We start from the raw sequence: 26,323 nt of genomic DNA, 5'->3' as shown, positions 1-26,323 counted from the left end.
TTTTTAATCAAAATCGCATTAAAATGTATTCTTTCACTGCGTTAAATAAGATTATCAAGCCTAAAAACTGCAAATTAATAATTATCTTTGCATAAGGTGGGGTAGAAGACTGTCTAAAAAGAGAGTGACTTAATGAACAACCCATATAAAATGAGATTAAAAATGAGCTATATCCAATTATAAACGATGCCTAAATCCGTTGTAAAGGGAATATTGAGAGTATCGCAAAAAGCAACATTCTGCTCTAAAATATTTAGGTTTTAAAACAGTAGAGAATATGAAAAAGATATTACATTTATTGAGTTTGATGCTTTTGGTGCCTGTTTTTTGTGGCGCACAAACCTACACTTCGCTTTGGAAAAAGGTGCAAACTGCCGAGTATAGAGATCAACCAAGAACCCAAATACGTCTACTTAATGAGATTATAACTAAGGCAACAGCTGAGAAAAAATATGGACAACTGCTTAAAGCCGAGGTAGATAGAGTAAGAGTTAGATATGAAATAGATCCAGATTCGATTGTTGGAGATATCAAAAACCTAACCGCTCAAATGCAAAAGGTAGAGAAATCAAATCCTGCTTTGCATGCTGTTTATTGCGTTGTGTTATCAAAGTTCTATCGAAATTATTACAAGTTAGGTGACCATCGCAACGACTCTGTTTTGAAATATCAACGTCTTGCTGTGGCAAATCCCGAACTTTTGGCAAAGAACTCGGCAGACGATTATCAGCCATTGGCAAGTAAAGGCATTGATAGTGGTATCTTTAATAACGACTTGTTGCATGCTGTTGCAATCGATACCCGCAATTTTAGCCTCTTACACAAATACTATTCAACTCATAATAATCGTCCTGCAGCTTGCATTAGCGCAGCTTTATTGCTTGAAAATACTCCTAATAGTAAAGAAGTTAATTCAAAAAAGTCGAAGCATTTGCAACGAATCGACTCGCTCATAAACGAATATAAAGACCTTTTAGAGGCTGGTGAGTTGGCAATAACACGCTATCAATATATCCAAAACCTTGAAGATGTAGAGGTAGAAGATAAAATTCAGTATATTGATTATGCTCTTTCTCGTTGGGGAGGCTGGCGAAATATGAATACTTTGCGCAACTATCGTAAAGAATTGACATTACCTTCGTTCCAAGTTTCGATAGGAAAAGAGGTGCTTCGAGCTAACACTCCGCTCACATTTCCTGTTCTATCGCTTTGCAACATTCCTTCTCTCACTATGAAAGTATGGCGCACGAGTTTGAAAGGAGATAATGAATTGGATCCAACAGTAGATAAAGAATATGCTAAAATAAAGGCTCTTACTGAAAAAACACCATGTTATAGCGAAACAAAGAGATATATAGGACTACCTGACTACAAGGTTATTCGAGACACTTTCAGTGTTTCTGGATTAGAACCAGGTGTGTATTTGGTGGAATATTCTACCGAAGTAAAAGGAGTTTCAACTGAAAGAGCTTTGTTATATGTAAGCGATATTTATCTACTTCAACAAGAGTTGGATAGATTTAGAAGACGTCTTGTGGTGCTAAATGCTACAAGTGGCGAGCCAATATCAGGAGCAAATGTTAGAGTTAGAATTCAAAAGTATAACGAGAATGCGGATATTATTAAAGAATATACTTGCGACAACAAAGGGGAAGTGATTATTCAAGATAATAAAGACGGTGTATATACATACTATATCACCACTCCTACAGATAAATCTTGCACAGTATTTGGTTCTTCTGGCAATACAACGATAGGCAATAAAGGTAGAACAAAGGCTGAATATGCTATCTTTACCGATCGAAGTGTGTATCGACCAGGGCAAACTTTGAATGTTTCTGTGTTGGCATATCTCAACATAAAGGATGAAAATATAGAAGTATTACCCAAAGAGAAAATTACCATTTCACTTTGGAACACAAGTGGAAAGAAGATTGAAGAAAAGCAATTGGTGACAAATGAATATGGAGATGCCTCTACAACCTTTACTATTCCTACTGTAACTTTAAACGGAACATTCTTCATTAAGGCAAATGAGGGCTACCAAAGTGTACAAGTGAGTGAATATAAACGTCCTACTTTTACACTTCATTTTGATGAGATTACACAGAAATATGTAGAAGGTGATACCATAAAAGTGCATGGAAAAGCAATGAGTTTTGCAGGCGTTGCTCTGCAAAAAGCACAAGTTCGCTACACAATCAAACGTCGTCCACGTTTCTTTGGCTGGTCTACTATGTGGTCAGCACAAACCTCTGTGGTGGCAAAAGATACCATACAAACGAACGAAAATGGTGAGTTCACTATTCCTGTGCACCTCCTTTTACCTTTAAAGAAGCGTGAAAAAGAATCTCGTTATTATTCATTCGACATCGAAACTCAGGTTACTAGCTTGGCAGGAGAAACGCAAGAAGGATCTTTTTCTGTTCCTTTGAGCGAGCATCCAACGGTATTTTATACCACAGTTCCAGAGAAAATAGAGAAAAAAGATTCTCTTTTGCTCACTTTAAACTATCAAAATAATGCAGGAAAGGCTATTGATGGCGTGGCAAAAGTGCAACTTGGAGCTGGAAAAGCATGGCAAACATGTGCCGTAAACAAGGCTATTGCTTTCTCTTTATCGGCTCTTTCAACAGGAAGACAGCAACTTGTGGCTATCTGTGGCAATGATACTATCAGAGAATCGTTCTTGGTTTATGATGTAAATGCTACCAAAGTGCCTGTTGATACCTTAGATTGGTTCAACCAAAGAGATTTCATTTTCGATGCAGATCATCAGCAAGCACGAATTCAAATAGGTACATCTGCACCACAACAACACATTGTTTATACCATAGCAACAAACGATAGTGTTATGGAACAGGGTGCTTTTGATATTAAAAATGAGGTATTTACTCATGTTGTAAACTATAAACCAGAATATAAAAATGGTATTCTTATTACTTATGCGTGGGTTAAAAACGATGTATGTTACACTCATTCGGCTTCAATAGTGCGTCCATTGCCTGATAAAAAGTTAGATGTTGCATGGAAAACGTTTAGAAATAGACTTACACCTGGGCAGAAAGAAGAATGGACTTTAACTGTTTCGAAAGATAAAAAGAAGATTGCAAGAGCTCAAATTCTTGCAAGTATGTACGATAAATCGCTTGATCAAATCGTAGGACATCAATTCTATTTCAATCCAGGATTGGGCTATACGCTTCCTTTTATGTCTTGGTTTGGAACAACTTATAATAGTAGTACGTTATATGGAGAGCAGCCTTTAAAACCTTTAAGTGCACCTGATTTAGTCTTTACTACATTTAATGTAGATAGAGAAGTTGCTGTTTCAGGTTATAGCAACGTAAAGATTAGAGGTCGCTATAAACTTTATTACGAAGAAACAAAGGAAATAATGCCAGGTGCAACACGTGTTATGAGTGCTAAAGATATGGCTAGACCAGAGATGATGGCTGTTGTATTAGAAGGCTCTGTTGCAGGAATTCAGGTGAATAAAAATAGTGCTTCGGAAGAAGATAATGCCACTTCAGATGCCAATAACAATAAGGTTGGTAACAACAAGGAGGCAAATGCGATGAATAATGCACTTGAAACACGTCGCAATTTTGCTGAAACAGCCTTCTTCTATCCTAACATTCAGACTAATGAAGAAGGCGAAGCAAGTTTCACTTTCACTCTTCCTGAAAGCGTAACAACATGGAAGTTCATGGCTTTTGCACACGATAAAGATATGAATTATGGTTTCTTGACCGACGAAGCAGTGGCTCAAAAGACCGTAATGATGCAGCCTAATATGCCTCGTTTCTTGCGAATTGGAGACAAGGGTGTGCTTAGTTCGCAACTATCGAACTTGTCTTTGAAGGCTATTAAGGGTGTGGCTACACTCGAAGTGATAGACCCTGAGACTCAAAAGGTGCTCTATTCGCAAAATAAGAAATATGCTCTTGGAGCCCAATCAGCACAAGGTTTAGACTTTAATTTCGACACTTCGAAATGGCCTTCGTTAGTAATTATCCGCTGTGTAGCATCGGGTAAGGGCTTTAGTGATGGTGAACAACACTACGTTCCCGTTCTTTCTGATTCTGAATGGGTAACTAATAGCACCACATTTACATTGACTAAGCCACAGACAAAGACGATCAATACTGCCTCATTGTTTGCATCTGACGCTCAAAAGAAGCAACTAACGATTGAATATACACAAAATCCTGCATGGTTATCTATACTTTCTTTGCCTTCAATAGCAGAGCCCAAAGATAAAAATGCTATTGATATTGTTGCGGCATTGTATGCTAATATCACCGCAAGAGCTATTCTAAATGCTTCTCCAAACATTAAAAATGTGTTGGAAATATGGCGCAATAATCCAACAAAAGAATCGCCTTTAACCAGTGCTCTTGAACAAAATGCAGAGCTAAAGAGCCTTGTTCTTGCCGAAACTCCATGGGTATTAGAGGCGGATAAGGAAACAATGCAAAGACAACAGCTCATCAATTACTTTGATGAATCACAGATAGACTATCGCTTAAAAAAGCAAACTGATGCGCTAAAAGACCTTCAAACGTTTCAAGGAGGATTCGCTTGGTATCCCGATATGAGGTCAAATGGATATGTAACAATGGTTGTTTCTGAACTATTAGGACGCTTAAATCAGCGTAATCTTATCGATAATGACCTCAAAATAGTATTTGATAAGGGTTTAAGATATATCGAAAGAGACTTAACAAATAGACTTAAAGAGCTTGAAGAGCTTGAAAATAGTGTTGTTGGTAAGTATAATACCTACTATTTGCATGAAACAATAGCGCATTATCTATATGTTCATGCATTGGGTGATAGTCAAAAACAATCGTCTAAGGTTGTAAGTGATGATTATTTGTTTACCAAAATATTGCCTCGAAGCAAGGAACTAACAATATATGGCAAGGCAAAGGTGGCTTATGCGCTTTATAAAAGACGTGCTAACAATGCTCAATATCTAACCAAAGCGAAGGAACTTCTTAATAGTATAAAAGAGTATTCGGTGTATAATGAAGAGAAAGGACGCTTCTTTAATACTTATAAAGCACCTTATTCTTGGCTCGATGGACGTGTTCCTACACAGGTTGCAGCTATCGAATTGCTTCAAACAATGGCGCAAGAAGATGAGCAGACCATTGCTCAAATGCAACAATGGCTGGTTCAAACTTATAGAAGTTTGCGCAAACAAAGTGCTTTAAACGCAGTGGATGTGGCGTATGTGCTTGTTGGTAAAATGCAGTTAGATAACTTAACACAAGCTCCTGTTATCAAAATCAATAATAACAAGGTTGAAACAGCAAAAGCTTCTGCAGGCTTAGGATATGTAAAAGTATCTCAATTGGTGAACAATCCACCTGTGGTAACAATCGAAAAGAACGATAATACCACTTCTTGGGGAGCCGTTTATGCGCAGTTTGAGCAGAAAATAACAGACGTATCTGCTGCAACTTCGGACTTATCTATCCGCCGAGATATATTCTTTAATGGCAAAGAAGCAAACAATGTTTCTTTCAAAAAAGGTGATAAAATAACGATAAAGATAACCATTAATGCCGATAAAGATTATAACTTTGTAGAAGTAAGTGATAAACGTGCAGCTTGTTTAGAGCCTACTTTGCAGCTAAGTGGTTATCAACAAGGAGCTTATTGTTCGATGAAAGACAATGCAACTCATTATTTCTTCGATCGCTTAAGAAAAGGAACTCACGAGTTAACTGCAACATATTACGTTGATAAAGAAGGTACTTTCCAAAGCGGAACATGTGTTGTTCAATGTTTATATGCACCTGAATTTATTGCAAGAGATGCCGCAAAGGTGTTTAAGGTGGTAGCCAACTAACTTGAAAAGACCTTTTAGTAGGTAAGATAAAACGATATTTATAAACATAGAAAATAATAAAATAGAACATAAATGAATAGAATGTGGATGATGGCAGTGGCGCTCTGCTCGTGCATGACGATGGCCAATGCACAAGAGTTAACCATTGCTAATGAAGTGACAGATATAGGACAAACAAGCTATAGAATACCAGTTGTTGCCGATTATGAGGTGACTAACACGGGAAACAACCCCTTAGTGATCAATAATGTTGAGGTAAGTTGTGGCTGTGTAAAGGTAGATTATCCCAAACAACCAATACTACAAGGTGGTAAAGCTCATATTCGTGCCACTTTCGATGCGGCTCAATTGGGTCATTTCACAAAGCAATTACTTGTTTACAGCAATGCCGATCCACGTCCTGCACTCCTTATTTATAAAGGTGTTGTAGTGTCTTCGGTACAAGATTTCAAAGGAACTTATGCTTCAAAGATTGGCAGTTTAGAGGCAGATCGCAACGATATAGAGTTCGATGATGTGCAGACTGGCGAATATCCACAGCAAAAAATCTTTATAAAGAATAACACAAAGAAGACAATTCAGCCCATAGCGATGCATCTACCCAATTATTTGAAGGTCGATATATCACCAAGTAAGCTTGCACCAGGACAGAGTGGAGTGGTTGCAATCAGCTTAGATTCAAAACTGTTAAATACCTTTGGATTGACACAAACATCGATATTCTTAGGTATGTTTGCAGGCGATAAGGTGTCAAGTGATAAAGAAATTAGCGTAAGTGCAGTGCTTTTGCCTTCGTTTGATAAGCTTTCTGAGGCAGAACTACAACAAAGTGCGAAGTTAGAGCTATCTAATGAAGTGTTAGAACTTGGCTCTTTTGATGGTAAAAAGAAGAAAAAAGGAGAGATTGAGATAAAGAATGTTGGTCAATCGGTATTAGACATACGTTCTATTCAAATGTTTACAGCTGGTTTGCGTGTTGATTTGAGCAAGACAAAGCTTAGACCTGGCGAGGCAACAACAATGAAGATCACCGCAGATGCACAGCTATTGAAGAGTGTTAAGGCAAAACCAAGGGTTTTAATGATTACAAACGACCCCTCAAAGCCTAAAGTTATTATTACAATTAACGTAAAATGATTAATATAGAGATAGATAATGGCAGTGGATTTTGCTTTGGAGTGACCACTGCAATACGTAAAGCTGAAGAAGAACTTGCATCTGGTGAGGCGATGTACTCATTGGGAGACATTGTTCATAACGGCATGGAAGTGAACCGACTTGCTAAGAGTGGGCTCACAACTATCGATCATGAGAAGCTTAAAGAGCTTAAAAATGCAAAGGTTTTGTTGCGTGCTCATGGCGAGCCCCCCAGTACTTACGAGCTAGCAAAGCAGAATAATATAGAGATTATAGATGCAACTTGCCCAGTTGTGTTGCAACTTCAAAAGCGAATTAGAAAGCAATTCGAGGAGAATCCCGATGCTCAAATTGTGATATTCGGTAAGAATGGACATGCAGAAGTGTTGGGCTTAGTTGGTCAAACAGCCAATAGAGCCATTGTGATAGAGAATTTTGAAGATGCAAAAAAACTCGATTTCAATCGTGATATCTATTTTTATTCGCAAACAACAAAGAGCTTAGAAGAGTTTTTACGCATCATAAAGTATATCAAAGAGCATATTTCGAGCTCGGCAAAGTTCGATAGTTTCGACACGATATGTCGACAAGTGGCAAACAGAATGCCTAACATTGCGCTCTTTGCAGCTAAACACGACCTTATATTATTTGTGAGTGGACGCAAGAGTAGTAATGGAAAGGTGCTTTATAATCAATGTAAAAACATCAACCCCAATAGCTATCACATCGAGAACGCAGAGGAAATAGACCTTAAGTGGTTTGAAAATGTGAACTCGGTGGGTATCTGTGGCGCAACAAGTACGCCTAAATGGCTAATGGAAGAGTGTAGAGATTATATCAAAAAGCATTTAGAGGACCAGCAAGAAAGTAACGAATAGACGTCTATTGGCAATGCAAAAGACTTGCAAATAGTGCGCTTCTATCTAATTATAAATTATTTATTGACACATAAAAAACAGATATTATGGAAATAGGAGATAAGATTCCAGAGATTTTAGGACGTGATGCTAATGGTAAAGAGATAAAGTCGAGCGATTATCTTGGTAAGAAATTTGCGCTTTATTTTTATCCAAAAGATAACACACCAGGCTGTACCAGTCAGGCATGTAGCTTGAAAGAGGGTTATAACGACTTGCAAAGTGCAGGCTTAGAAGTGATTGGGGTGAGTGTAGATGATGAGAAATCGCATCAAAAATTCATTACAAAATATGAACTTCCTTTCCCACTTATTGCCGATACAGATAAAAAGTTGGTTGAGGCTTTTGGTGTTTGGGGTGAGAAAAAGATGTATGGTAGAACCTATTTTGGTACCTATCGCACCACATTTATTATAGATGAAGAGGGTAAGGTAGAGCATATCATTACTCCAAAGAGCATTAAAGTGAAAGAGCATGCAGCTCAATTGCTTAAATTAGTGAAGTAATATTTTTTAGATATGCTTTGTGGTTGATTGACGGCTACAAAGATATGGATTTGTAAAAGCATTGTTTTTGAAGATCAAAAGCAATGCTTTTTGCATGTAATAGTATTGCTTTTACCTCTTAATAGCAATGCAATTATATTTAGACAGAAATACAATTAAAAAGAAAGAGTGATGTTGTTAGATGCTAAAACCAATAAAGCCTCCATTAAAAGTGGAGGCTTTATTGGTATAATAATATGTGAATATGAATTATTTCTCTTGTTTTTTATCGAATATTTGTTCGAGTGTTTTGACCGAAGAAGCAAAGTCTTTGTCTGTTTTAATTCTCTTTTCAACTTGGTTACAGCTGTGAATTACAGTTGCATGGTCACGTCCTCCGATAAGTCTTCCTATTCTTGATACCGACATATTGGTGTATTTTTGAGCTAAATACATTGCCACTTGTCGTGCAACAACAAAGTCGTGCTTTCTACTTCTACTACCAATTGCTGCAGATGAAACATCAAATTGTTTGCAAACGGCATCGATAATCTCTTCCGTAGTGATTGCCTTATCGTCTATCTTTACCAGTTTTTTGATTCTTTCTTCAGCGAAAGCGATGTCTATTTCACGTCCAAGATTGATACTAAAAGCATATAGTGTGTTGATAACTCCTTCGAGATAGCGTACGCTTCCGTTTGCTCTTTCTGCGATATAACGTATCACATCTTCAGGAATATTTAAGCCATCACGTATCACTTTGCTTTTCAAAATGTCAATACACAATTGAATATTAGGCTTTCCAAGCTCTTCAACAACACCCCAAACGAATCGAGTTAAGAGGCGTTCTTCCATTCCTTCCAGCTCAGCAGGCGGTCTATCGCACGCAAGTATGATACGTTTTCCGTTTCTAAAAAGGTGATTGAATATATAGAAGAAGGTTTCTAAGGTCTTCTTTTTGCCTGCCCATGATTGAATGTCGTCAACAATTAGCACATCAATACTTTGATAGAAGTGCATAAAGTCGTTGATCTTATTGGTGTATTGGGCGCTGGTGTATTGCACTTCAAAGTCCTTTGCACTTACATACAGCACCTTTTTGTTCTCGTATAGCTTTGCTATTCTTAAGCCAATGGCGTTGATTAAGTGGGTTTTTCCGCAGCCCGAAGGACCGAAAAGGAACATTGGATTGAACTGACGGCGTGTGGGATGCTCGGCAATAGATAATGACACAGAGAGTGCCACTGCATTACTTTCACCTCGGATGAAGCTATCAAAGGTATAATGGTTATCTAAATAATTGCGCCAAGGCTCTTTCTTAGAACCCTCTTGAGTGCTACCTGAATTTTGATAGCTGCTGTTTCCTGCATTAGTACCATCGTTATAAAATTGCTCTCCAGCTTGGTTGTTGGCAGCAAGAGGCTGTCTTTCCATAGAAATGCTATATTTTAGCTTCACGCTAGAACCAAAAATGTCTCGCAATGCATTCGCAAGAAGATGCATATAATGCTCTTCTATATAGTCACGAGCCATTTCGCTGGGCACTTGAAGAATAACACAATTCTGCTGTTCTACATACGAATGTAGTTGAATTGTGCTGAACCAAGTGTTGTATTGCTTCTCTGGCAAGTGAACACGAATCTGCTTAAGACATTCTTCCCATAATGAATTGGGGGATGGTTTCATTTTTCTTTGATTTCTATCGATGGTTAAATAGGACCCAATGAGGTTGTTCTTTGGGAATGCAAAATTACGCATTTTATTTATAACCCACAATGTTTTTATATAGTTATTATTCTTAATCAAGAGTATAAATGAAAAAGGACAACTCATAAACTGTGTTGTTTTATGAAGTTGTCCCTAACTATTTTGCTTGTGATAGTTTGTCTATTTGTCTTTTCTTCCAAAGATACTGAAGTGAACATAACGCTTAGGATGCTTGCGAAGGTCGATCATTAACGAGTCGGCATTTTGCATTGTTGCGTTTAAGTTGTTGTATAAACTTTGGTCGTTCATTAGTAATCCGAGTGAACCATTGTTGCTATTGAGCTTGTTGGTGAACTCTTGTAGGCTTGCAATGGTATTGTCTACCTTCGACATTGTTGAAGTTATATCAATCGAAGCCATGTTGCTTGTAAGCGTATTCACATTATCTAATGTCTTATTAGCTTTACTAATTGTTCCAGGAACTTGTCTGTTGAGAGTCGCCAACAATGAGTTGAGCTCTTTAGTAGATGTTGTTAAGTTGGCAGTAATGCCCTCAACGTTTTGTAAAGAGTTGTTGATTGCAGGGTTGGCAAGTAGGGTATTGATGCTTGCCATAATCGAATCGAGCTTAGGAAGCATCTTTTCTATGGTTGGAATCATTGCTGACATCTTGCCCATAGCACCGTTGTTGAGGCTACCTTCAATGACTCCGTCATGTGGAAGCACCTTTGTTATGTCTTTAGCAAGTACTAAGTTCACCTTAACATTGCCCAACATGTCGCTCTCAATCTCTGCGGTTGTACCCTCAGGAACAGGCATGTCGTTGTTCAACTCAATCTTTACACGTGGCTTGCGTTGTGCTGTATAGTCATAATCGATACCTGTTACAACTCCAACTTTAAAGCCATTGGCATAAATAGGACTTGAAGCTGACACGCCACTAAGGTCATCGAACTCTATATAATAAGTATTATTGTTTCCAAAGAAAGATAATCCTTTTAAGAAACTCATACCGAAAAATAAGGCAACCACACCTATAATTGCTACTAAAGCAATCTTTATTTCTTTTGTTATTAAGCTCATTCTGTTGTTATTCCTTTATTTATTGTTATTATTAAACTCTGTTATTGCTTCGTTAATGTTCATTCTTTTATTGTTTTTGAATGCGATAATGAAAGCCTGTGGAAATCTATTTGACAAACTTTTGCGCAACTCATAGATCTCATTATAATTGGTTGAAGCACCATAGGTGTATTTATATAAATTGTCTTCCTGATACGTATCGTATCCAGAAAGACCTTTAAAATGACCATCTTGCATGCGAAGTGGTTTGCTACTTGCCAGTATTTGTACCTTAAAAACGGGTCGAGTGTCGGCTGGGTCGTCTGCTCTTACCATTGAAGAGTCGGGTAGAATCTCGTCACTTCGTGGTGTATTCACAGGAATAGTGACCGTTGCCATATCGCTACCGCTATTCTTTATTGGTGTATATTCTTGCGGGAAAGCACTCGGAACGGGTATTTCTTCAGCCTTATCTTTCTTATATGGCACCACAATCTTTTTGTCATACTTATTCTTATAAGCTAAAAATGCTTTGTATAAGCCATTCGCAATGTTGTCAACTGTGGTAGAAGAGTTGAGCGATTGCTCTTCATCTGGAGTCGTGATGAAGCCCAATTCCACCAAACAGCTAGGCATTGAGGTCTCTCTTAACACAAGGAAGCCAGCTTGATGCACTCCTTTATCAACTCGATTTGCGGTAGTACACACATTACGTTGAATGAGTTTAGCCAGCTCTACGCTCTTTGTCATGTTCTGTCCTTGTATCAATTCGAACATAATATAGCTTTCTGACGAGCGAGGATCAAAGCCTTGGTAAGTTTGTTTATAGTCTTTTTCAACCAAAATAACCGAGTTTTCTCTCTTAGCCACATCCAAATTATCAGATGCTCTGTGCATTCCTAGGGTGTAAGTCTCGAATCCTCGTACTATTCTTCCAGCAGGAAGAGCATTCGTATGCACTGAAATAAAGAGGTCAGCCTTATTCCTATTGGCTATATTGGCACGTTCAATAAGAGAAATGAACACGTCGGTTTTACGAGTATAGATGACCTTTACCTCGGGACAATTGCGTTCAACATACTTTCCGAAGGCCAAAGCTACGGTCAAGTTGATGTCCTTCTCCTTTGAAAAAGCACCTGCGGCACCTGTATCTTTGCCTCCATGTCCAGGGTCAATAACAAGTGTAAAGGCCTTGTTTGCAGCCATCATAGAAACCGCAAATAATGATGTTATAATGAAAAAGAAAAATCTTTTCTTCAGCATATTTATCTTCTTTATCCTACAAAATTAACGAAAAACCCTATAATTCAAATGGTTTTCTATTACATTTTATCATTTATTAAGTGCAATTCTACACTTGCTCCACTACAATCTGCACCCATAGGAGGGTTTAGTTTGGTGATAGATATTTTCAAATCATTGATATTTTCAAACGCTTTGAATAGCTCTTTAGCGATATTTCCTGCCACCTTTTCAATTAAATCGCATTTTACTTGCATCGTTTTTTTGACGATATCAAACACCTCAGCATAGCTAATTGTGTCGTTTAAGTTATCGCTTTCGATGGCTTTCGATAAGTCGATAGCAATTGAAAGGTTGATGATATAATCGTTTCCCACGACCTTTTCTTGAGGAAGTACGCCGTGATAGCCTTTTAAGCGAATATCTTTTAAATGAATGAAACTTTGTAGAAGCTGCATTATTATTGATTATAAAGGGTAAACTTATTGTTCTTCAGTGTTCAAGATAGTACCACATTGCTTACAAACAAGGTGATTATCCTCATATATAAAATTGTGTTCTCCACATTCACTACATGTCTGTTCGGGTTCAACAGCACCATTAGAGATGTATTTCTTCAGTGCTCTTTCAACACCATTCGTCCATGTATTGATACTTTCGTCTTTGAGTTGAAGCGATCCAACCAACTTAATTACATGCTCAATAGGCATTCTATAACGCAAAACACCAGAGATAAGCTTAGCATAATTCCAGTATTCTGGGTTGAATTTTTCGCTCAATCCTTCCACAGTCGTTTTGTAACCACGTTTGTTTTCAAATTGAAAATCGTAGCGACTGGGGGCATTTGTAAACGAATGTTTGATGATTTTGCCTTTTAAAACACTCTTAGGTAGAACAATTCCCTCATCATCATCTTGCAAACCAGTAAAGATTTCGTAGGGATATCCGTTCAATAATCCAACGAAAGCCACCCATTTTTCTTTGTTATTTTGAAAGCGAACCACATCGCATTCCAATTCTTTTGGACGATTAGGAATCACTTGTGCCATGAAAATGGTAGACGAGTCGCCGTTCAAATCCTTTCCACTTTGTGTGTCCTTGCTCTTGTCTTTGTCGAAAAGAACAGTCGTCCCGTTAGCCGAAAGATGTTGAAGAATTTTCTCATAGCTGTTGTGTTGCTCTCCGAAATACGCCTTTTTTAGAATGATGTTCAAACTACTTGGTGAATCATTCCATTGAGTGATAACATCAGCAATAGCGAGTTCTTCCTTCAGTTGAGTTCCACTTGCCGACAAACAAGGTACAACAGAAATGATACTTGCATTGCGCAAGCTAAATACATTCTTAGTTGTAGCATTGCAGTCGTTGCTCAATTCCAAATCTTTTAAGATGTTACATTGACGTTCAATGTTAGCTTCGAGCAGTTGGGCAGAGCCTCTTTCTTGAGCCATTTGCAAGTTGTTGACATACAGCGAACCAGCAAACGCCTTTAAAACGCTGAGTGTTGCCGCTCTAAGTTCTTCGATATTGTTTCCGTGGTAAAGCATTTTCACCACCTCATTATAATCTTGAAGGTTTAGAGCTACGCCTCTATAAGTCTTTAAATTCAAAAGACGTGTTTCAAAGAAAGAGCGTTCTTCAGACGATAAGCTATCGTTCTGAAGATACAATTCTATTGCCTCAATGGCACAGTCAACCATGTTATCGAGTAGATGAAGAACCTTTAAAGTCTTTTCTTTCAATCTGTTTGTGTCAATTCCAGCCATTCCATCGTCATCAATAGCAATACATTCGTTTATTTTGATCGAAGCTTTGATGGTGAAGAGTGGGGCCGAAACGTTACAATGAGGTTGATATTGTAGCTCGCCCGACAAAAGTTTAGTCAGTTCAGTGCTTAATATCAAGGCGTTATCTCCATCGATTAGCTCTTCAAAAGCATTTCTTTCGATGCTTTGCGAATAGCCCTTTTCAATGTTCATTAAACGTTCTGTAAGTCCTTTAACATGTGAAATATATTGTGCCATAAACGCTTTCTATTGAACAAGTCTTTGCTTGTATGTTGTTTAATCAATGCAAATCTACTATATTTTTTTCACAAATCGTTCTATTTAGGCTATTCTTTGTGTATATCAAGTATTCACTTCAACTTTAAATTCAAAGCTTTTGGTGTTGTTTTGATAATTATCGTTATCTTTGTAGAAGATTAAAAACACTGAGAGATGACAAGTTTAAATAATAGAAAAACCATTCGAAAATATCAAGATAAAGAGGTTCCGAGCGACCTTTTGAATTATCTTTTGAGCGTTTCAGAATGCACTCAAACAATGGGAAACCTGCAGTTGTATAGCGTTGTGTCAACAACCAATGCCGAAAACAAGGCTCGTTTGGCTCCAGCTCACTTCAATCAGCCAATGGTTACACAAGCTCCTGTGGTGCTAACGTTTTGTGCAGACTTCAATAGAACAACGCAATGGGCACTTCATCGCAAAGGAAATCCAGGATACAATAATTTCCTTTCGTTCCTCAATGCAGTGTCCGACACTTTGCTCTATTGCCAAACCTTTTGCAATATGGCAGAGGCTCAAGGCTTAGGCTGTTGCTATTTGGGTACAACACTCTACAATCCCGAGCCAATTATCGACGTTTTAAATCTACCCGCTTTGGTAATGCCCGTTGCAACCATCACACTTGGTTGGCCCGATGAATGTCCAGAGTTGTCAGATCGATTGCCATTGAAGAGTATTTTGCACGAAGAAACCTATCAACAATACACTCCAGAGGCGATAGACGAATATTATTGTCCAAAAGAAGATCTCGAAGTGAATAAGAACTTTGTAGAGATCAATAAGAAAGAGACCCTCGCTCAGGTGTTTACCGATGTGAGATACACCAAAGAAGGTAACGAAGTGTTCTCCAAAAACTTGTTGAATGCCTTAGTGCGACAAAAGTTTTTAAGCGAGAAAGAATTGAAAGAATTATTTTAAATCGATATAGAAAAGATGAAGATAGGTATTATTGTTGCGATGGATAAAGAGTTTGCGCAACTTAAAACGCTGTTAACCGACAGCAAAGAAGAGCAACATGGCAACAAAACATTTGTGTTAGGACAACTCGGATCACACCAATTAATATTACAACAATGTGGCATTGGAAAAGTAAATAGTGCAATAGGAACAGTTGAAATGATTCATGCTTACAACCCAGAACTCATTATTTCTACAGGAGTTGCAGGTGGAGCAGATGTCAATTTAAATGTAACCGAAGTGGTGGTGAGCACCGCTTGTTGTTATCATGATGTGTATTGTGGTAGCGAGTGTGCGCCAGGTCAGGTTTTAGGACAGCCACAGCGTTTCGACACTCCAAGCTCTTTGTATCAAAAAGCCACAGGAATGAAGCCTGAAACACCAGTTCATAGCGGTCTAATTGTTACAGGCGATTGGTTTGTAGACAGCAAAGAAAAGATGCAAAGTATCTTGAACCAATTCCCCGAAGCAAAGGCCGTGGATATGGAAAGCGCATCAATAGCTCACACATGCCATGCTTATAACATTCCATTTGTGTCGTTCCGAATTATCAGCGACATACCTTTAAAAGACACAGACGCATCTCAATACTTCGATTTTTGGGAACGTTTGGCCAATGGCTCATTCGAAGTTACCAAGCAATTCTTATTGAGCTTATAACTTGCAGAGGCTTTCATGCTTCTCAAACGATATTTACAAGAAACCAAAAAAGCAATGCCTTAAATCATTAAGGCATTGCTTTTTCTATATCCTCATATCCTTTAAACTTCTTAACGGACACGCACAGTCAAACGAATATCTGTTTGTCGAATTCTTTTCCCTTTAGAATTGGAAATAAATAAATGGCTGAATGTCGCTACTCTTGATTTGAATAACCATATAGATCACCGACACAATGAGCAGAGCTTGTATCACAACGTTAGTCTTTCCAATTGCGGTTATGCAGCCTTCTTGCCACTTGTTGGGCACAAAGTGCGTAACATAGCCAAAGAGCATCAATGCAAATACATATTTATAGCCTTCGAATATTTGTGGAAGAAGCTCAATGTGGAACGATGTAAAGATTCTGTTGAGCATCAATAAACTGGCGTCAAATGATGTGTTTCTAAAGAACAACCAAGCAAAGCACACAAAATTAAAGGTCACAAAGATAGCCCCTAAACGTTTCAATCCAGTGCTCTTATATTTCGCATCGTGGTGCAACACTTCACTTCTATAATACTTATGAATAGCAAGAGCCACACCATGCAATCCTCCCCACACCACAAAATTCATACTTGCGCCATGCCATAAACCACCAAGAAGCATGGTGATAATAAGGTTTACATATTGTCTAACCTTTCCTTTTCTATTTCCTCCGAACGAAATATAGATGTAATCACGAATCCAAGTCGATAAACTGATGTGCCAACGACGCCAAAAGTCGGTGATACTAACGCTCGAGTAGGGGGCATTAAAGTTCATAGGGAAGTGGAAACCCAATAAAAGTGCAATACCAATAGCCATATCCGAGTAGCCAGAGAAGTCGCAATAAATCTGCATTGCATAGCCATAAATACCTAAAAGGTTTTCAAGTCCGCTGTAAAGACTGGGATTCTCAAAAATACGCTCAACAAAGTTCACGCTAATATAATCGCTGATCACCGCCTTTTTAAATAGACCTATCATGATAAAATACACACCTCTTGCAAACATTTCGTTCGTAATGGTGAGCGGTTGGCGTATTTGTGGAGCAAAGTCAGATGCCCTAACGATAGGACCCGCAACGAGTTGAGGGAAGAACGACACGTAGAAAGCGTAGTCTAAGATACTTGGAAGTGGCTTCAAGTCACCACGATAAACATCAATAGTGTAGCTCAAACTTTGGAAAGTAAAGAAGCTTATGCCCACAGGAAGAAAGATATCCCATGGCTGAAAGTTGTTTCCAATGATGCTACTTAGCATACTTCCAAAGAAATTTGCATATTTAAAGTAGCCCAAAAGTCCCAAGTCCACCACCAAACTCAAAGTCACAAGCAGCTTACCCAGCATCTTATTCTCTTTATAGCGATAGATAGTGTGGGCAATGAGGTAGTCGGTTAGGGTAACAAACGCCAACAAGCAGAAGTAAAAACCACTACTCTTATAGTAGAAATAGTAGCTAAATGCAGTTACAAAGAGCAAACGTGCGGTGAGCTTTCTTCGCAAACACATATAAACAAAGCTGAAACCCAAGAATAAAAACAGAAAAAGCCCACTCGAAAAAATCATGGGTTCTTTTGCATTATAGCTCAGAACATGTAATAAATCTTTTATCATTGTCTTTCTAAGGCTTTACGTTTGTTATAATTCTTCAATCCCTCTTGGAACGAAGGGAAAATCTTTTTAGCCACCACTTTACCACCTCCGAAGCTGATATGTGTATAATCTTTGTTTGCCATGTTGCGTTCCACCAATTCACTAACACTGCCTTCGCCACCCATAGCCTCAAAGAAGTTGAGGAAACTCACCTTTGTGTCGGCAGCAAGTTGCTGTTGCAATCCAACAAGTTGTTTCACTTCAGGCAATGTTTTAATGCCTTCTGCGGTGCGTTGGTCACGATCAGGCACACTCATAACAAGTATAGCAGTGCGTGGAAACGCAGCCTTTAGGTGCTCAATCACCGTCTTCATGCGGTTGGTATAACCCTTCATCACCACCAGTTTGTTACCTTTCACGGCAATGTTCAAACCAAAGTGCAAAACAATAAGGTCGTAGGGGCGAACCGAGTTAAATTCTTTCAAGCGGTTAACAGGTATGTCTGCGATAGTAAGACCAGTCGAACCACGCATACTAAAGTTATCTAATATCACACCATTGTTGCTCTCAAGTGCCATACCAAAGATAGAAGTGCCCCCTCCAACATTGTTAAATGTATAAGAAACACTTTGCGTAGAGTCTTTCACTTCAAAGCTTTGTACACCACTCTTAGCTGTAAAAGCCTTGTTGCCGCTTTTGTTATTGCTCAAAGCATATTGAATATTTACACTCGAAGGAGTGTAGAAGAAGAGCGAAGTATTGGTCCATTTAGAGCTATGAGGATAGAATTTAGTTCCGTCAGTCTTTACTTTAGCTCCCGAAGAAGGAATAAAATAACGCTCACTTATGCCTTGTTGGTTCTTGTCGAAAGGCTTTTTAGCTGCAACATACTCTCTCATACCATTCGATTGTTGACGAATAGAACGACGAGAGCTGATAATTGCCGAGCCACAGTCAACCCAACCAACTCCGTTTCCGCCATAAGTAGATTGAAAAAGCTCACGCAAATCGCAGGTCATAATGTCACCTTCGATATACGAGTCGCCATAATAAGCAATACGAACAGGGCGTTTCAGCTTCTTCACATTAGCCAGTTGTTCATAGAAAAAGTCCATACTTCCAGTGTTCCCTTCGGCATAATCCACGATAGGTTGAACGCCTTTCGACCATGTTTCCTTAAATTGTATGGTCTTTCCGCTATTGGTTTTAGCGATAACAGGTTTGGGAGCTTTCGTCGTTGGAATAACTTCAATGTTGTTTTCTTCAGGCTCTGAAATCACAGAACTTAAGATTTGAACAGGTCGAAGTTGAATGTTTCCAATCGAAAGAATAGGGAGTTGATACATCATCAATAACACAAAGACGATGATTCCCATCAATACAAAAGTGCGAGTAGGACTATTGTTCATATTATTCTTCAATCTTTTTCTTCTTCTTAAATATTCTTTTGCAACCCACTTTCTATATTGTTTCAATCAAGTGTTGCACTATATAAATAAGGTAGGTACCAAAATTGTAGGCGCAAAGGTAGCATAAAAAGAACAAAAGTACCAAGCCTTAGAAGGTATTTTTTAGATAGTTAAGGTATAAAGAAATAAAAAGAAATGCATATCTTGCCGTTAATCAAGGATTAAACAAACAAGACATGCACTTCAACTACTAACTAATTAACCAAAAATTACTATTTATTCGAGAAAATCAACTCATCTTCATTGGCGTCAATCAATATAGGTTTATCTCTTAACACCGCTTCAGATAGAATCTTTTTAGATAAGTCATTCAACACATAACGTTGTATTGCACGTTTTACAGGGCGTGCTCCAAACTCAGGGTCGTAGCCCACTTCAGTTAAGAAGTCAACAGCTTTACTTGTCCATTGCAAGTCAAATCCTTGAGCAGTAAGCATTTTCTTCACCGAGTTAAGTTGTAATTCAACCACTTGTGCAATCTCTTCCTTATTCAAAGGCAAGAACATTATGGTTTCATCAATACGATTTAAGAATTCAGGACGAATAGTCTTTTTCAACATCTCCATCACTTCATATTTCGTATCAACAATCACTTCCTCTCTGTTTTCATCGTTAATGGTAGCCATCTTTTGTTGAATAAGATTGCTTCCCATGTTAGATGTCATAATGATGATAGTGTTTTTGAAGTTCACAGTGCGTCCTTTGTTGTCGGTAAGTCTACCATCATCTAACACTTGTAGTAAGATGTTAAACACATCAGGATGCGCCTTTTCAATCTCATCGAATAGCACCACGCTGTAAGGTTTGCGTCTAACAGCTTCAGTAAGCTGTCCACCTTCATCATAACCCACATATCCTGGGGGCGCACCGATAAGTCTTGACACACTAAACTTCTCTTGATACTCACTCATGTCGATACGAGTTAGCATCGTTTCATCATTAAATAGATATTCAGCAAGAGCCTTTGCCAACTCAGTTTTACCCACACCAGTGGTTCCTAAGAAGATAAATGAGGCAATAGGACGCTTTGGATCTTGCATACCTGCACGACTTCTGCGCACAGCATCACTAACAGCAGTGATTGCTTCCTCTTGACCTATTACACGATGGTGAAGCTCTTCTTCCAAATGCAATAGCTTTTCACGTTCACTTTGAAGCATCTTTGTAACAGGAATGCCTGTCCAACGGCTCACAACCTCAGCAATATCGTCGGCTGTAACCTCTTCTCTCACCATTCCTTCGGCTCCTTGTGTGTCGCTAAGCTGTTGCTTAATGGTTTCAATCTCTTGTTGAAGCGTTTTAATCTTGCCATATCTAATTTCAGCAACACGTTCGTATTTGCCTTCACGTTCAGCTCTGTCAGCTTCAAATTTAAGCTGTTCAATCTCTTGTTTCAATTGTTGAATCTTATTAACAAGAGCCTTTTCGCCTTCCCACTTAGCTCTAAACGAATGTTCTTGCTCACGAAGATCGGCAATTTCCTTATCTAATAGAGCGATTTTTGGCTCGTCGTTTTCACGCTTAATAGCCTCTCTTTCAATCTCTAATTGTTTTAATCTACGAGAAATCTCATCGAGTTCTTCGGGCACAGAGTCACGTTCCATACGCAATTTAGCCGCTGCTTCGTCCATAAGGTCGATAGCTTTGTCGGGTAAGAAACGATCAGATATATAGCGTTCGCTCAATTTCACGGCAGCAATACATGCGTCGTCTTGTATTCTTACCTTGTGATGGTTCTCGTATCTCTCTTTAATACCACGCAAAATAGATATTGCATCCATCTCATCGGGCTCTTCTACCAACACAGTTTGGAATCTTCTTTCAAGTGCTTTGTCCTTTTCAAAGTACTTTTGATATTCGTTCAGTGTTGTAGCACCAATGGCTCTCAATTCTCCACGAGCAAGAGCTGGCTTCAAAATGTTGGCTGCATCCATTGCACCTTCACCGCCTCCAGCACCCACAAGAGTGTGAATTTCGTCGATAAACAATATAATGTCGCCGTTAGAGTTGGTTACTTCTTTCACAACTCCCTTCAAACGCTCTTCAAACTCACCCTTATATTTGGCACCAGCCACAAGAGCTCCCATGTCAAGAGAGTACACTTGCTTGTTTTTTAGGTTCTCAGGAACGTCTCCACGCACAATTCTTTCAGCCAAACCCTCGATAATTGCGGTCTTACCAGTACCTGGTTCACCAATTAATATAGGGTTGTTCTTGGTTCTACGAGATAGAATTTGAAGCACTCTTCTTATCTCTTCGTCACGTCCAATCACTGGGTCGAGCTTACCATTGCGAGCATCTTCCACCAAGTTTTTAGCATATTTGCTTAGTGCTTGGTAGTTTTCGTCGCCGCTTTGACTTTGCACCTTTTCGCCTTTTCTTAGCTCTAAGATAGCCGCTTTCAAGTCTTTCTCGGTAATACCAGCATCTTTCAAAATTCTACTTGCTGAGCTTTGTACAGCTAAAAGAGCCAATAATAAAGGCTCAACAGCCACGAACTCATCGCCCAACTCTTTGGCAATATCTTCTGCTTTTAATAGAATTTGATTGCAAGAAGTGCTTAAGTAAGGATCACCTCCTTGCACCTTAGGTTGATGTTGTAATTCTGCATCTGTCAAATTGACAATATGAGCAGTGTTTACACCTAATTTTTGAAATACAAAGTTGGTGATGTCGCCAGCTTTTTCAATAATTGCTTTGAGCAAATGAATTGGCTCAATACTTTGTTGTGCGTTTCTTTGAGCAATGTTAACTGCTTCTTGTATAACGCCTTGAGCTTTGATTGTATATTTCTCTAATGTCATATTTATTTCCTTTCTTTTATCGTTTTCTACGCATAATTATACAAGTTTTGTACCAATGAGATAAATATGACAAAATGACAGACGCGTTTTAGCGTTTTATAAACATTGGTATTGCGTTGCACCCTCATAGCGGTTGAAAGTGGGTGCATGGTGGTTGGCATCAACATGCAGTGCTTTGTTATATTAATAAGGTGTAAATTATGTAATTACAATGCTTTTTTGTAACTTTGTCCACTAAAGAATTGAAATGTAAGATATGAACGAACAACAGCAACAACAATCGCTTTTTGTGTTAAATATAGCTCTTGAGAGGTGGTTTTCTCACTATATTTGAAAACAGCAGATGGTTATTCTTATAGTAAAAGCATAGTAAATTCATTTTAAAAGCATTGACATTATGTCCTAAAAGGAATGTTATTGCATACTGAAAGCATTGCTTTTACATCGTGTGAGGAAAGTGGATCGAAGAAGCACTGTATGTCTTACAAGATACATAGCATTAAAGATATATCTTAAATAATAAATAGAAATAAATGGGTTCAGATTTTAGTTTATACATCATAGCACTTATTGCATTGGTAATTGGTGTTGTGGTGGTGAAGAAAATAACAGGCTGTTTAATTAAATCGGTGTTGTTATTGGGAATAATAGGTTTGTTGCTTTATTTGTATTTCATGGTTTATCAGCATTGATAAGCATTTGAAATATATTATAATGTATGCGTACCTTATATTAAATATCACCTTGAAAGAGACGTATAAAAAAGAAAACGTAAAACAAAAGATTGCGAACTATGATTTTAATTGCCGACAGTGGAAGCACAAAAACAACTTGGGTGGGTGTTGAACACGCTAAAGAGGTTTTTAGAAAGGATAGGGGAGGACTGAATCCTGTTATTCAATCGCACGACGAAATAGAACGAGAAGTGGAGCAACTGGCTATGAATGTGGCTTGCGAAGGATGCGTTGTAGAGGCTATTTACTTTTATGGCGCAGGCTGTAATGCTATGTTTGTGGGCGTGATGGAAGAGCTGTTGAAACGCTACTTTGATGAGAACGTGAAACTGGAGGTGAACAGTGACCTACTGGGAGCAGCTCGGGCGGTATGCGGAAACACTGATGGTGTGGCGTGTATATTAGGCACTGGCTCGAATTCTTGTTTGTTTTTGAATGGCGAGATCGTTCAAAATACTCCTGCTTTAGGCTTTATTCTTGGTGATGAAGGTAGCGGAGCAGACTTAGGAAAACGCTTTTTAAATGGTATTTTAAAAGGTAGTTTGCCCCAAAGCATAAGAGATGAGTTCTTTGAAGAATACGAATTGAGCGTTGCAACGATCATTAGTAAGGTGTATAAAGAGGCGATGCCGAATAGATTTTTGGCGTCATTCGCTCCTTTTATCAAGTTGCATCTACACGAAAAGGCGGTGCGTGAGCTGGTGGTTGAGGCCTTTGTGCAATATCTTCAACGAAACATAACTCCTTATAAACGAGCTGATTTGGGCTTAGGAGTGGTGGGTAGCATTGGCTATCACTTTCAAAATGAATTGAAAGAGGCAGCGGATAGATTGCAATTGAAGATTGCTAAAATAATCAAAGCGCCGATAGAAGAACTCGTTAATTATCATATAGAAACGCAAAAACAACACTTTTGTAATATATAAGTGGCAATTTTTGTCGTATAAAATGAAATCTTTTTAAAATAATTGTTACCTTTGCAGGATAACAAGCAATATGAATGCGAATTTTCGTGCGAAATAATTATACTATATATCTTTATGAATTTTATCTTATTTATTACCGTTTTAATTACGGCTGTCTTCCTTGTAGTGGCTGCATACGCCATTGCTAAGTTGATAGGACCACGTTCTTACAATGCGGTAAAGGGTGAACCATTCGAATGTGGTATACCAACAAGGGGATCATCTTGGATTCCTGTTCATGTAGGTTACTACTTGTTTGCCATCCTTTTCTTGATGTTTGATGTAGAAACAGTGTTCTTATATCCTTGGGCAGTTGTTGTTAAAGAAATAGGAACAACTGCTTTAGCGAGCATTGGATTCTTTCTTTTGGTACTAGTATTTGGTCTTGCTTATGCTTGGCGGAAAGGAGCTTTGGAATGGAAGTAAAGAAACCGCACATTAAGAGTATTCCTTACGAGGAATTTAAAGACAATGAAACCCTTGAACAAATAGCACAAGAACTACACGAAGGTGGAGTGAATGTGGTTACAGGTTCATTAGATCAACTAATAAACTGGGGACGTTCAAATTCTTTATGGAGTTTAACTTTTGCCACAAGTTGCTGTGGTATTGAGTTTATGAGTGTGGGTTGCGCCCGTTATGACTTTGCTCGTTTTGGCTTTGAAGTAACACGTAACTCTCCAAGACAAGCCGATTTGATTATGTGTGCTGGAACTATTACAAACAAGATGGCACCCGTATTTAAACGACTTTATGATGAAATGGCAGAACCTAAATATATTATTGCCATTGGAGGTTGCGCTATTAGCGGTGGACCTTTTAAAGCATCGTATCATGTTGTGCGTGGTATTAATGAGATTGTGCCTGTTGATGTTTATGTTCCAGGCTGTCCTCCACGTCCAGAAGCTATTCTTTATGGAATGATGCAGTTGCAACGTAAGATAAAGATAGAAAAATTCTTTGGCGGAGCTAACAAGAAAGAGAAAACTCCAATCATTGTGAATGGTGTTCCTGAAGACTTCGACCCTAAGAAAGGTATTGATGATTAATTGTAATAAGGAAGACTAAAATGAAACTGAATAATATACAATTCGATTTGAATAGTTTTGCTACTGAAATGGCAAAGCTAAAGAATGACCAACATTTTGATTTCCTTGTTACTATTGTTGGTGAAGATTTCGGAGAAGAAGGACTCGGCTGTATCTATATTTTAGAAAACACCTTAACACACGAAAGAATGTCGGTTAAGGCGGTAAATGCAAACCGTAATGAGGCTTATATCCCTTCGGTGAGTCATTTATGGAAAGCAGCAGAGATTCTTGAACGTGAAGTTTATGATTTCTTTGGTATCATCTTTACTGGTAACCCTGATATGCGTCGCATCTTCTTGCGTAGCGACTTCGTGGGATACCCAATGCGTAAAGACTATGATATGGATCCTGAAAAGAACAAATATCATCTTTTCGACGATCCAGAACCTGATTATACACTTCAATATTCGCTTGATAAAGAAGGCAAACTTGTTGCTCAACGCAAACCATTATTTCACGATGATGACTTCGTTGTGAATATTGGTCCTCAGCATCCAGCAACACATGGTGTGCTAAGACTTCAAACAATCCTTGATGGTGAGACCATTAAGAAAATCTATCCCCACTGCGGTTATATCCACAGAGGTATCGAAAAGATTTCTGAAGGCTTCGTTTATCCGCAAACATTAGGCTTCGCAGACCGTTTGGACTACTTGAGTGCGATGCAAACTCGTCATGCTTTAGTAGGCGTAGTAGAGGAAGCTTTGGGTGTGGAACTTAGCGATCGCATTAAGTATATTCGTACTATTATGGACGAATTGCAACGTATCGACTCTCACTTATTGTTCTATAGCTGCTGCGGTCAGGATCTTGGTGCATTGACAGCGTTTATCTATGGCATGAGAGATCGTGAGGAAGTGCTTAATGTTATGGAAGAAACAACTGGTGGACGACTTATTCAAAACTATTATAGAATAGGTGGATGCCAAGAAGATATCGACGTAAACTTAGTTGAAAACGTTAAAAAGCTTTGCAAATACCTTAAACCTAAGTTCAAAGAATATCATGATATTCTATCAAGCAACCGTATCTTTATGAACCGCTTCAAAGGTGTTGGAGTGCTAAGTAAAGAAGATGCGATAAGCTATGGTTGTACTGGTGGTACTGGTAGAGCAACTGGTTGGGCTAATGATGTGCGCAAACATCATCCTTATGCGATGTATGATAAGGTGGAATTCGATGAAATCACCTTCACACATGGCGATAGCTATGACCGCTATCTTGTGCGTATGGCAGAACTTGAACAAAGTGTTCGCATCCTTGAACAATTGATAGATAATATTCCAGAAGGTGACTTCTATATCAAACAAAAGGCTGTTATCCGTGTTCCTGAGGGACAATGGTATTTCTCTTGTGAAGGTAGTAGAGGTGAAATTGGAGTTTATCTTGATTCAAAGGGTGATAAAATGCCTTATCGTTTGAAATTCCGTCCAATGGGATTGCCACTTGTTTCTGCTCTAGATGAAATGTGTAGAGGTGAGAAAATTGCCGATCTTATTGCGGTTGGAGCATCTTTAGATTATGTAATACCAGATATAGATAGATAA

At 38.5% G+C, this 26,323-nt stretch carries 18 protein-coding genes and 1 pseudogene; 11 read left to right on the top strand and 8 right to left on the bottom strand.

The genetic code is table 11. From position 1 onward, the window contains the following. Positions 1-277 precede the first annotated feature (277 nt). The 4 genes from A3GM_RS0109085 to bcp all read left to right on the top strand — a co-directional run bounded on the left by A3GM_RS0109085 (position 278) and on the right by bcp (position 8,423). Positions 278-5,863 (top strand): alpha-2-macroglobulin family protein, encoded by a 5,586-nt coding sequence (locus tag A3GM_RS0109085; RefSeq protein WP_018363057.1) that lies wholly within the window; start codon positions 278-280, stop codon positions 5,861-5,863. Between the two features lie 72 nt (positions 5,864-5,935). After that, positions 5,936-7,000 (top strand): DUF1573 domain-containing protein, encoded by a 1,065-nt coding sequence (locus A3GM_RS0109080; protein WP_018363056.1) that lies wholly within the window; start codon positions 5,936-5,938, stop codon positions 6,998-7,000. Then, positions 6,997-7,878, top strand: a complete 882-nt coding sequence (locus A3GM_RS0109075) for a 4-hydroxy-3-methylbut-2-enyl diphosphate reductase (protein ID WP_018363055.1) — start codon at positions 6,997-6,999, stop codon at positions 7,876-7,878. Before A3GM_RS0109080 ends, A3GM_RS0109075 begins: the two co-directional genes overlap by 4 nt. Before the next feature lie 86 nt (positions 7,879-7,964). Then, positions 7,965-8,423: a thioredoxin-dependent thiol peroxidase gene (gene bcp / locus A3GM_RS0109070; RefSeq protein WP_018363054.1), complete on the top strand. Its 459-nt coding sequence runs from the start codon at positions 7,965-7,967 to the stop codon at positions 8,421-8,423. Positions 8,424-8,672: 249 nt separating this feature from the next. On the opposite strand, the gene dnaA is transcribed toward bcp, so the two are convergent. From dnaA to A3GM_RS11795, 5 genes and pseudogenes are all read right to left on the bottom strand, one after another. After that, positions 8,673-10,088, bottom strand: coding sequence for a chromosomal replication initiator protein DnaA (dnaA, locus tag A3GM_RS0109065; protein WP_025830151.1), 1,416 nt, complete (start codon positions 10,086-10,088; stop codon positions 8,673-8,675). Between the two features lie 201 nt (positions 10,089-10,289). Next, positions 10,290-11,192 carry an MlaD family protein gene (locus A3GM_RS0109060; RefSeq protein ID WP_018363052.1) on the bottom strand — a complete coding sequence of 301 codons (903 nt, stop codon included), beginning with the start codon at positions 11,190-11,192 and terminating at the stop codon, positions 10,290-10,292. A 15-nt stretch (positions 11,193-11,207) separates the two neighbouring features. Next, positions 11,208-12,434 (bottom strand): N-acetylmuramoyl-L-alanine amidase family protein, encoded by a 1,227-nt coding sequence (locus tag A3GM_RS0109055; protein ID WP_018363051.1) that lies wholly within the window; start codon positions 12,432-12,434, stop codon positions 11,208-11,210. Positions 12,435-12,493: 59 nt separating this feature from the next. Further along, positions 12,494-12,871, bottom strand: coding sequence for a dihydroneopterin aldolase (folB, locus tag A3GM_RS0109050; protein WP_018363050.1), 378 nt, complete (start codon positions 12,869-12,871; stop codon positions 12,494-12,496). A gap of 24 nt (positions 12,872-12,895) precedes the next feature. After that, positions 12,896-13,441: pseudogene (locus A3GM_RS11795) on the bottom strand (ribonucleoside-diphosphate reductase); the annotation flags it as partial. A gap of 1,191 nt (positions 13,442-14,632) precedes the next feature. On the opposite strand from A3GM_RS11795, the gene A3GM_RS0109040 reads away from it, so the two are divergent. Beyond that, the gene (locus tag A3GM_RS0109040) at positions 14,633-15,397 is read left to right on the top strand and encodes a nitroreductase family protein (protein WP_018363048.1); all 765 of its coding nucleotides are present in this window, start codon (positions 14,633-14,635) and stop codon (positions 15,395-15,397) included. Between the two features lie 15 nt (positions 15,398-15,412). Next, on the top strand, positions 15,413-16,096 hold the full coding sequence (locus A3GM_RS0109035; RefSeq protein WP_018363047.1) for a 5'-methylthioadenosine/adenosylhomocysteine nucleosidase: 684 nt from the start codon (positions 15,413-15,415) through the stop codon (positions 16,094-16,096). Between the two features lie 162 nt (positions 16,097-16,258). Here the strand turns inward: A3GM_RS0109035 and A3GM_RS0109030 are convergent, their stop codons facing one another. From A3GM_RS0109030 to clpB, 3 genes are all read right to left on the bottom strand, one after another. Then, positions 16,259-17,734, bottom strand: coding sequence for an MBOAT family O-acyltransferase (locus tag A3GM_RS0109030; RefSeq protein ID WP_018363046.1), 1,476 nt, complete (start codon positions 17,732-17,734; stop codon positions 16,259-16,261). Beyond that, positions 17,731-19,122: an SGNH/GDSL hydrolase family protein gene (locus tag A3GM_RS0109025; protein WP_018363045.1), complete on the bottom strand. Its 1,392-nt coding sequence runs from the start codon at positions 19,120-19,122 to the stop codon at positions 17,731-17,733. Before A3GM_RS0109025 ends, A3GM_RS0109030 begins: the two co-directional genes overlap by 4 nt. A gap of 272 nt (positions 19,123-19,394) precedes the next feature. After that, a complete protein-coding gene (clpB, locus tag A3GM_RS0109020) occupies positions 19,395-21,986 on the bottom strand; it encodes an ATP-dependent chaperone ClpB (RefSeq protein ID WP_018363044.1) in 2,592 nt (863 codons plus the stop codon). Positions 21,987-22,519: 533 nt separating this feature from the next. Here clpB and A3GM_RS11690 point away from each other — a divergent pair. The 5 genes from A3GM_RS11690 (at position 22,520) to A3GM_RS0108995 (ending at position 26,323) form a co-directional block, all read left to right on the top strand. Continuing rightward, positions 22,520-22,678 carry a hypothetical protein gene (locus A3GM_RS11690; protein WP_018363043.1) on the top strand — a complete coding sequence of 53 codons (159 nt, stop codon included), beginning with the start codon at positions 22,520-22,522 and terminating at the stop codon, positions 22,676-22,678. Positions 22,679-22,779: 101 nt separating this feature from the next. Beyond that, positions 22,780-23,646 carry a hypothetical protein gene (locus A3GM_RS0109010; protein ID WP_018363042.1) on the top strand — a complete coding sequence of 289 codons (867 nt, stop codon included), beginning with the start codon at positions 22,780-22,782 and terminating at the stop codon, positions 23,644-23,646. Positions 23,647-23,760: 114 nt separating this feature from the next. After that, positions 23,761-24,111: an NADH-quinone oxidoreductase subunit A gene (locus A3GM_RS0109005; RefSeq protein ID WP_009228711.1), complete on the top strand. Its 351-nt coding sequence runs from the start codon at positions 23,761-23,763 to the stop codon at positions 24,109-24,111. After that, positions 24,102-24,734: an NADH-quinone oxidoreductase subunit B gene (locus A3GM_RS0109000; RefSeq protein ID WP_018363041.1), complete on the top strand. Its 633-nt coding sequence runs from the start codon at positions 24,102-24,104 to the stop codon at positions 24,732-24,734. Before A3GM_RS0109005 ends, A3GM_RS0109000 begins: the two co-directional genes overlap by 10 nt. Positions 24,735-24,754: 20 nt before the next feature. After that, positions 24,755-26,323 carry an NADH-quinone oxidoreductase subunit D-related protein gene (locus A3GM_RS0108995; RefSeq protein ID WP_018363040.1) on the top strand — a complete coding sequence of 523 codons (1,569 nt, stop codon included), beginning with the start codon at positions 24,755-24,757 and terminating at the stop codon, positions 26,321-26,323.

The organism is Hoylesella nanceiensis DSM 19126 = JCM 15639 (assembly GCF_000379965.1).
GTDB lineage: Bacteria > Bacteroidota > Bacteroidia > Bacteroidales > Bacteroidaceae > Prevotella > Prevotella nanceiensis.
This window is presented reverse-complemented; position numbering and strand designations above follow the sequence as displayed.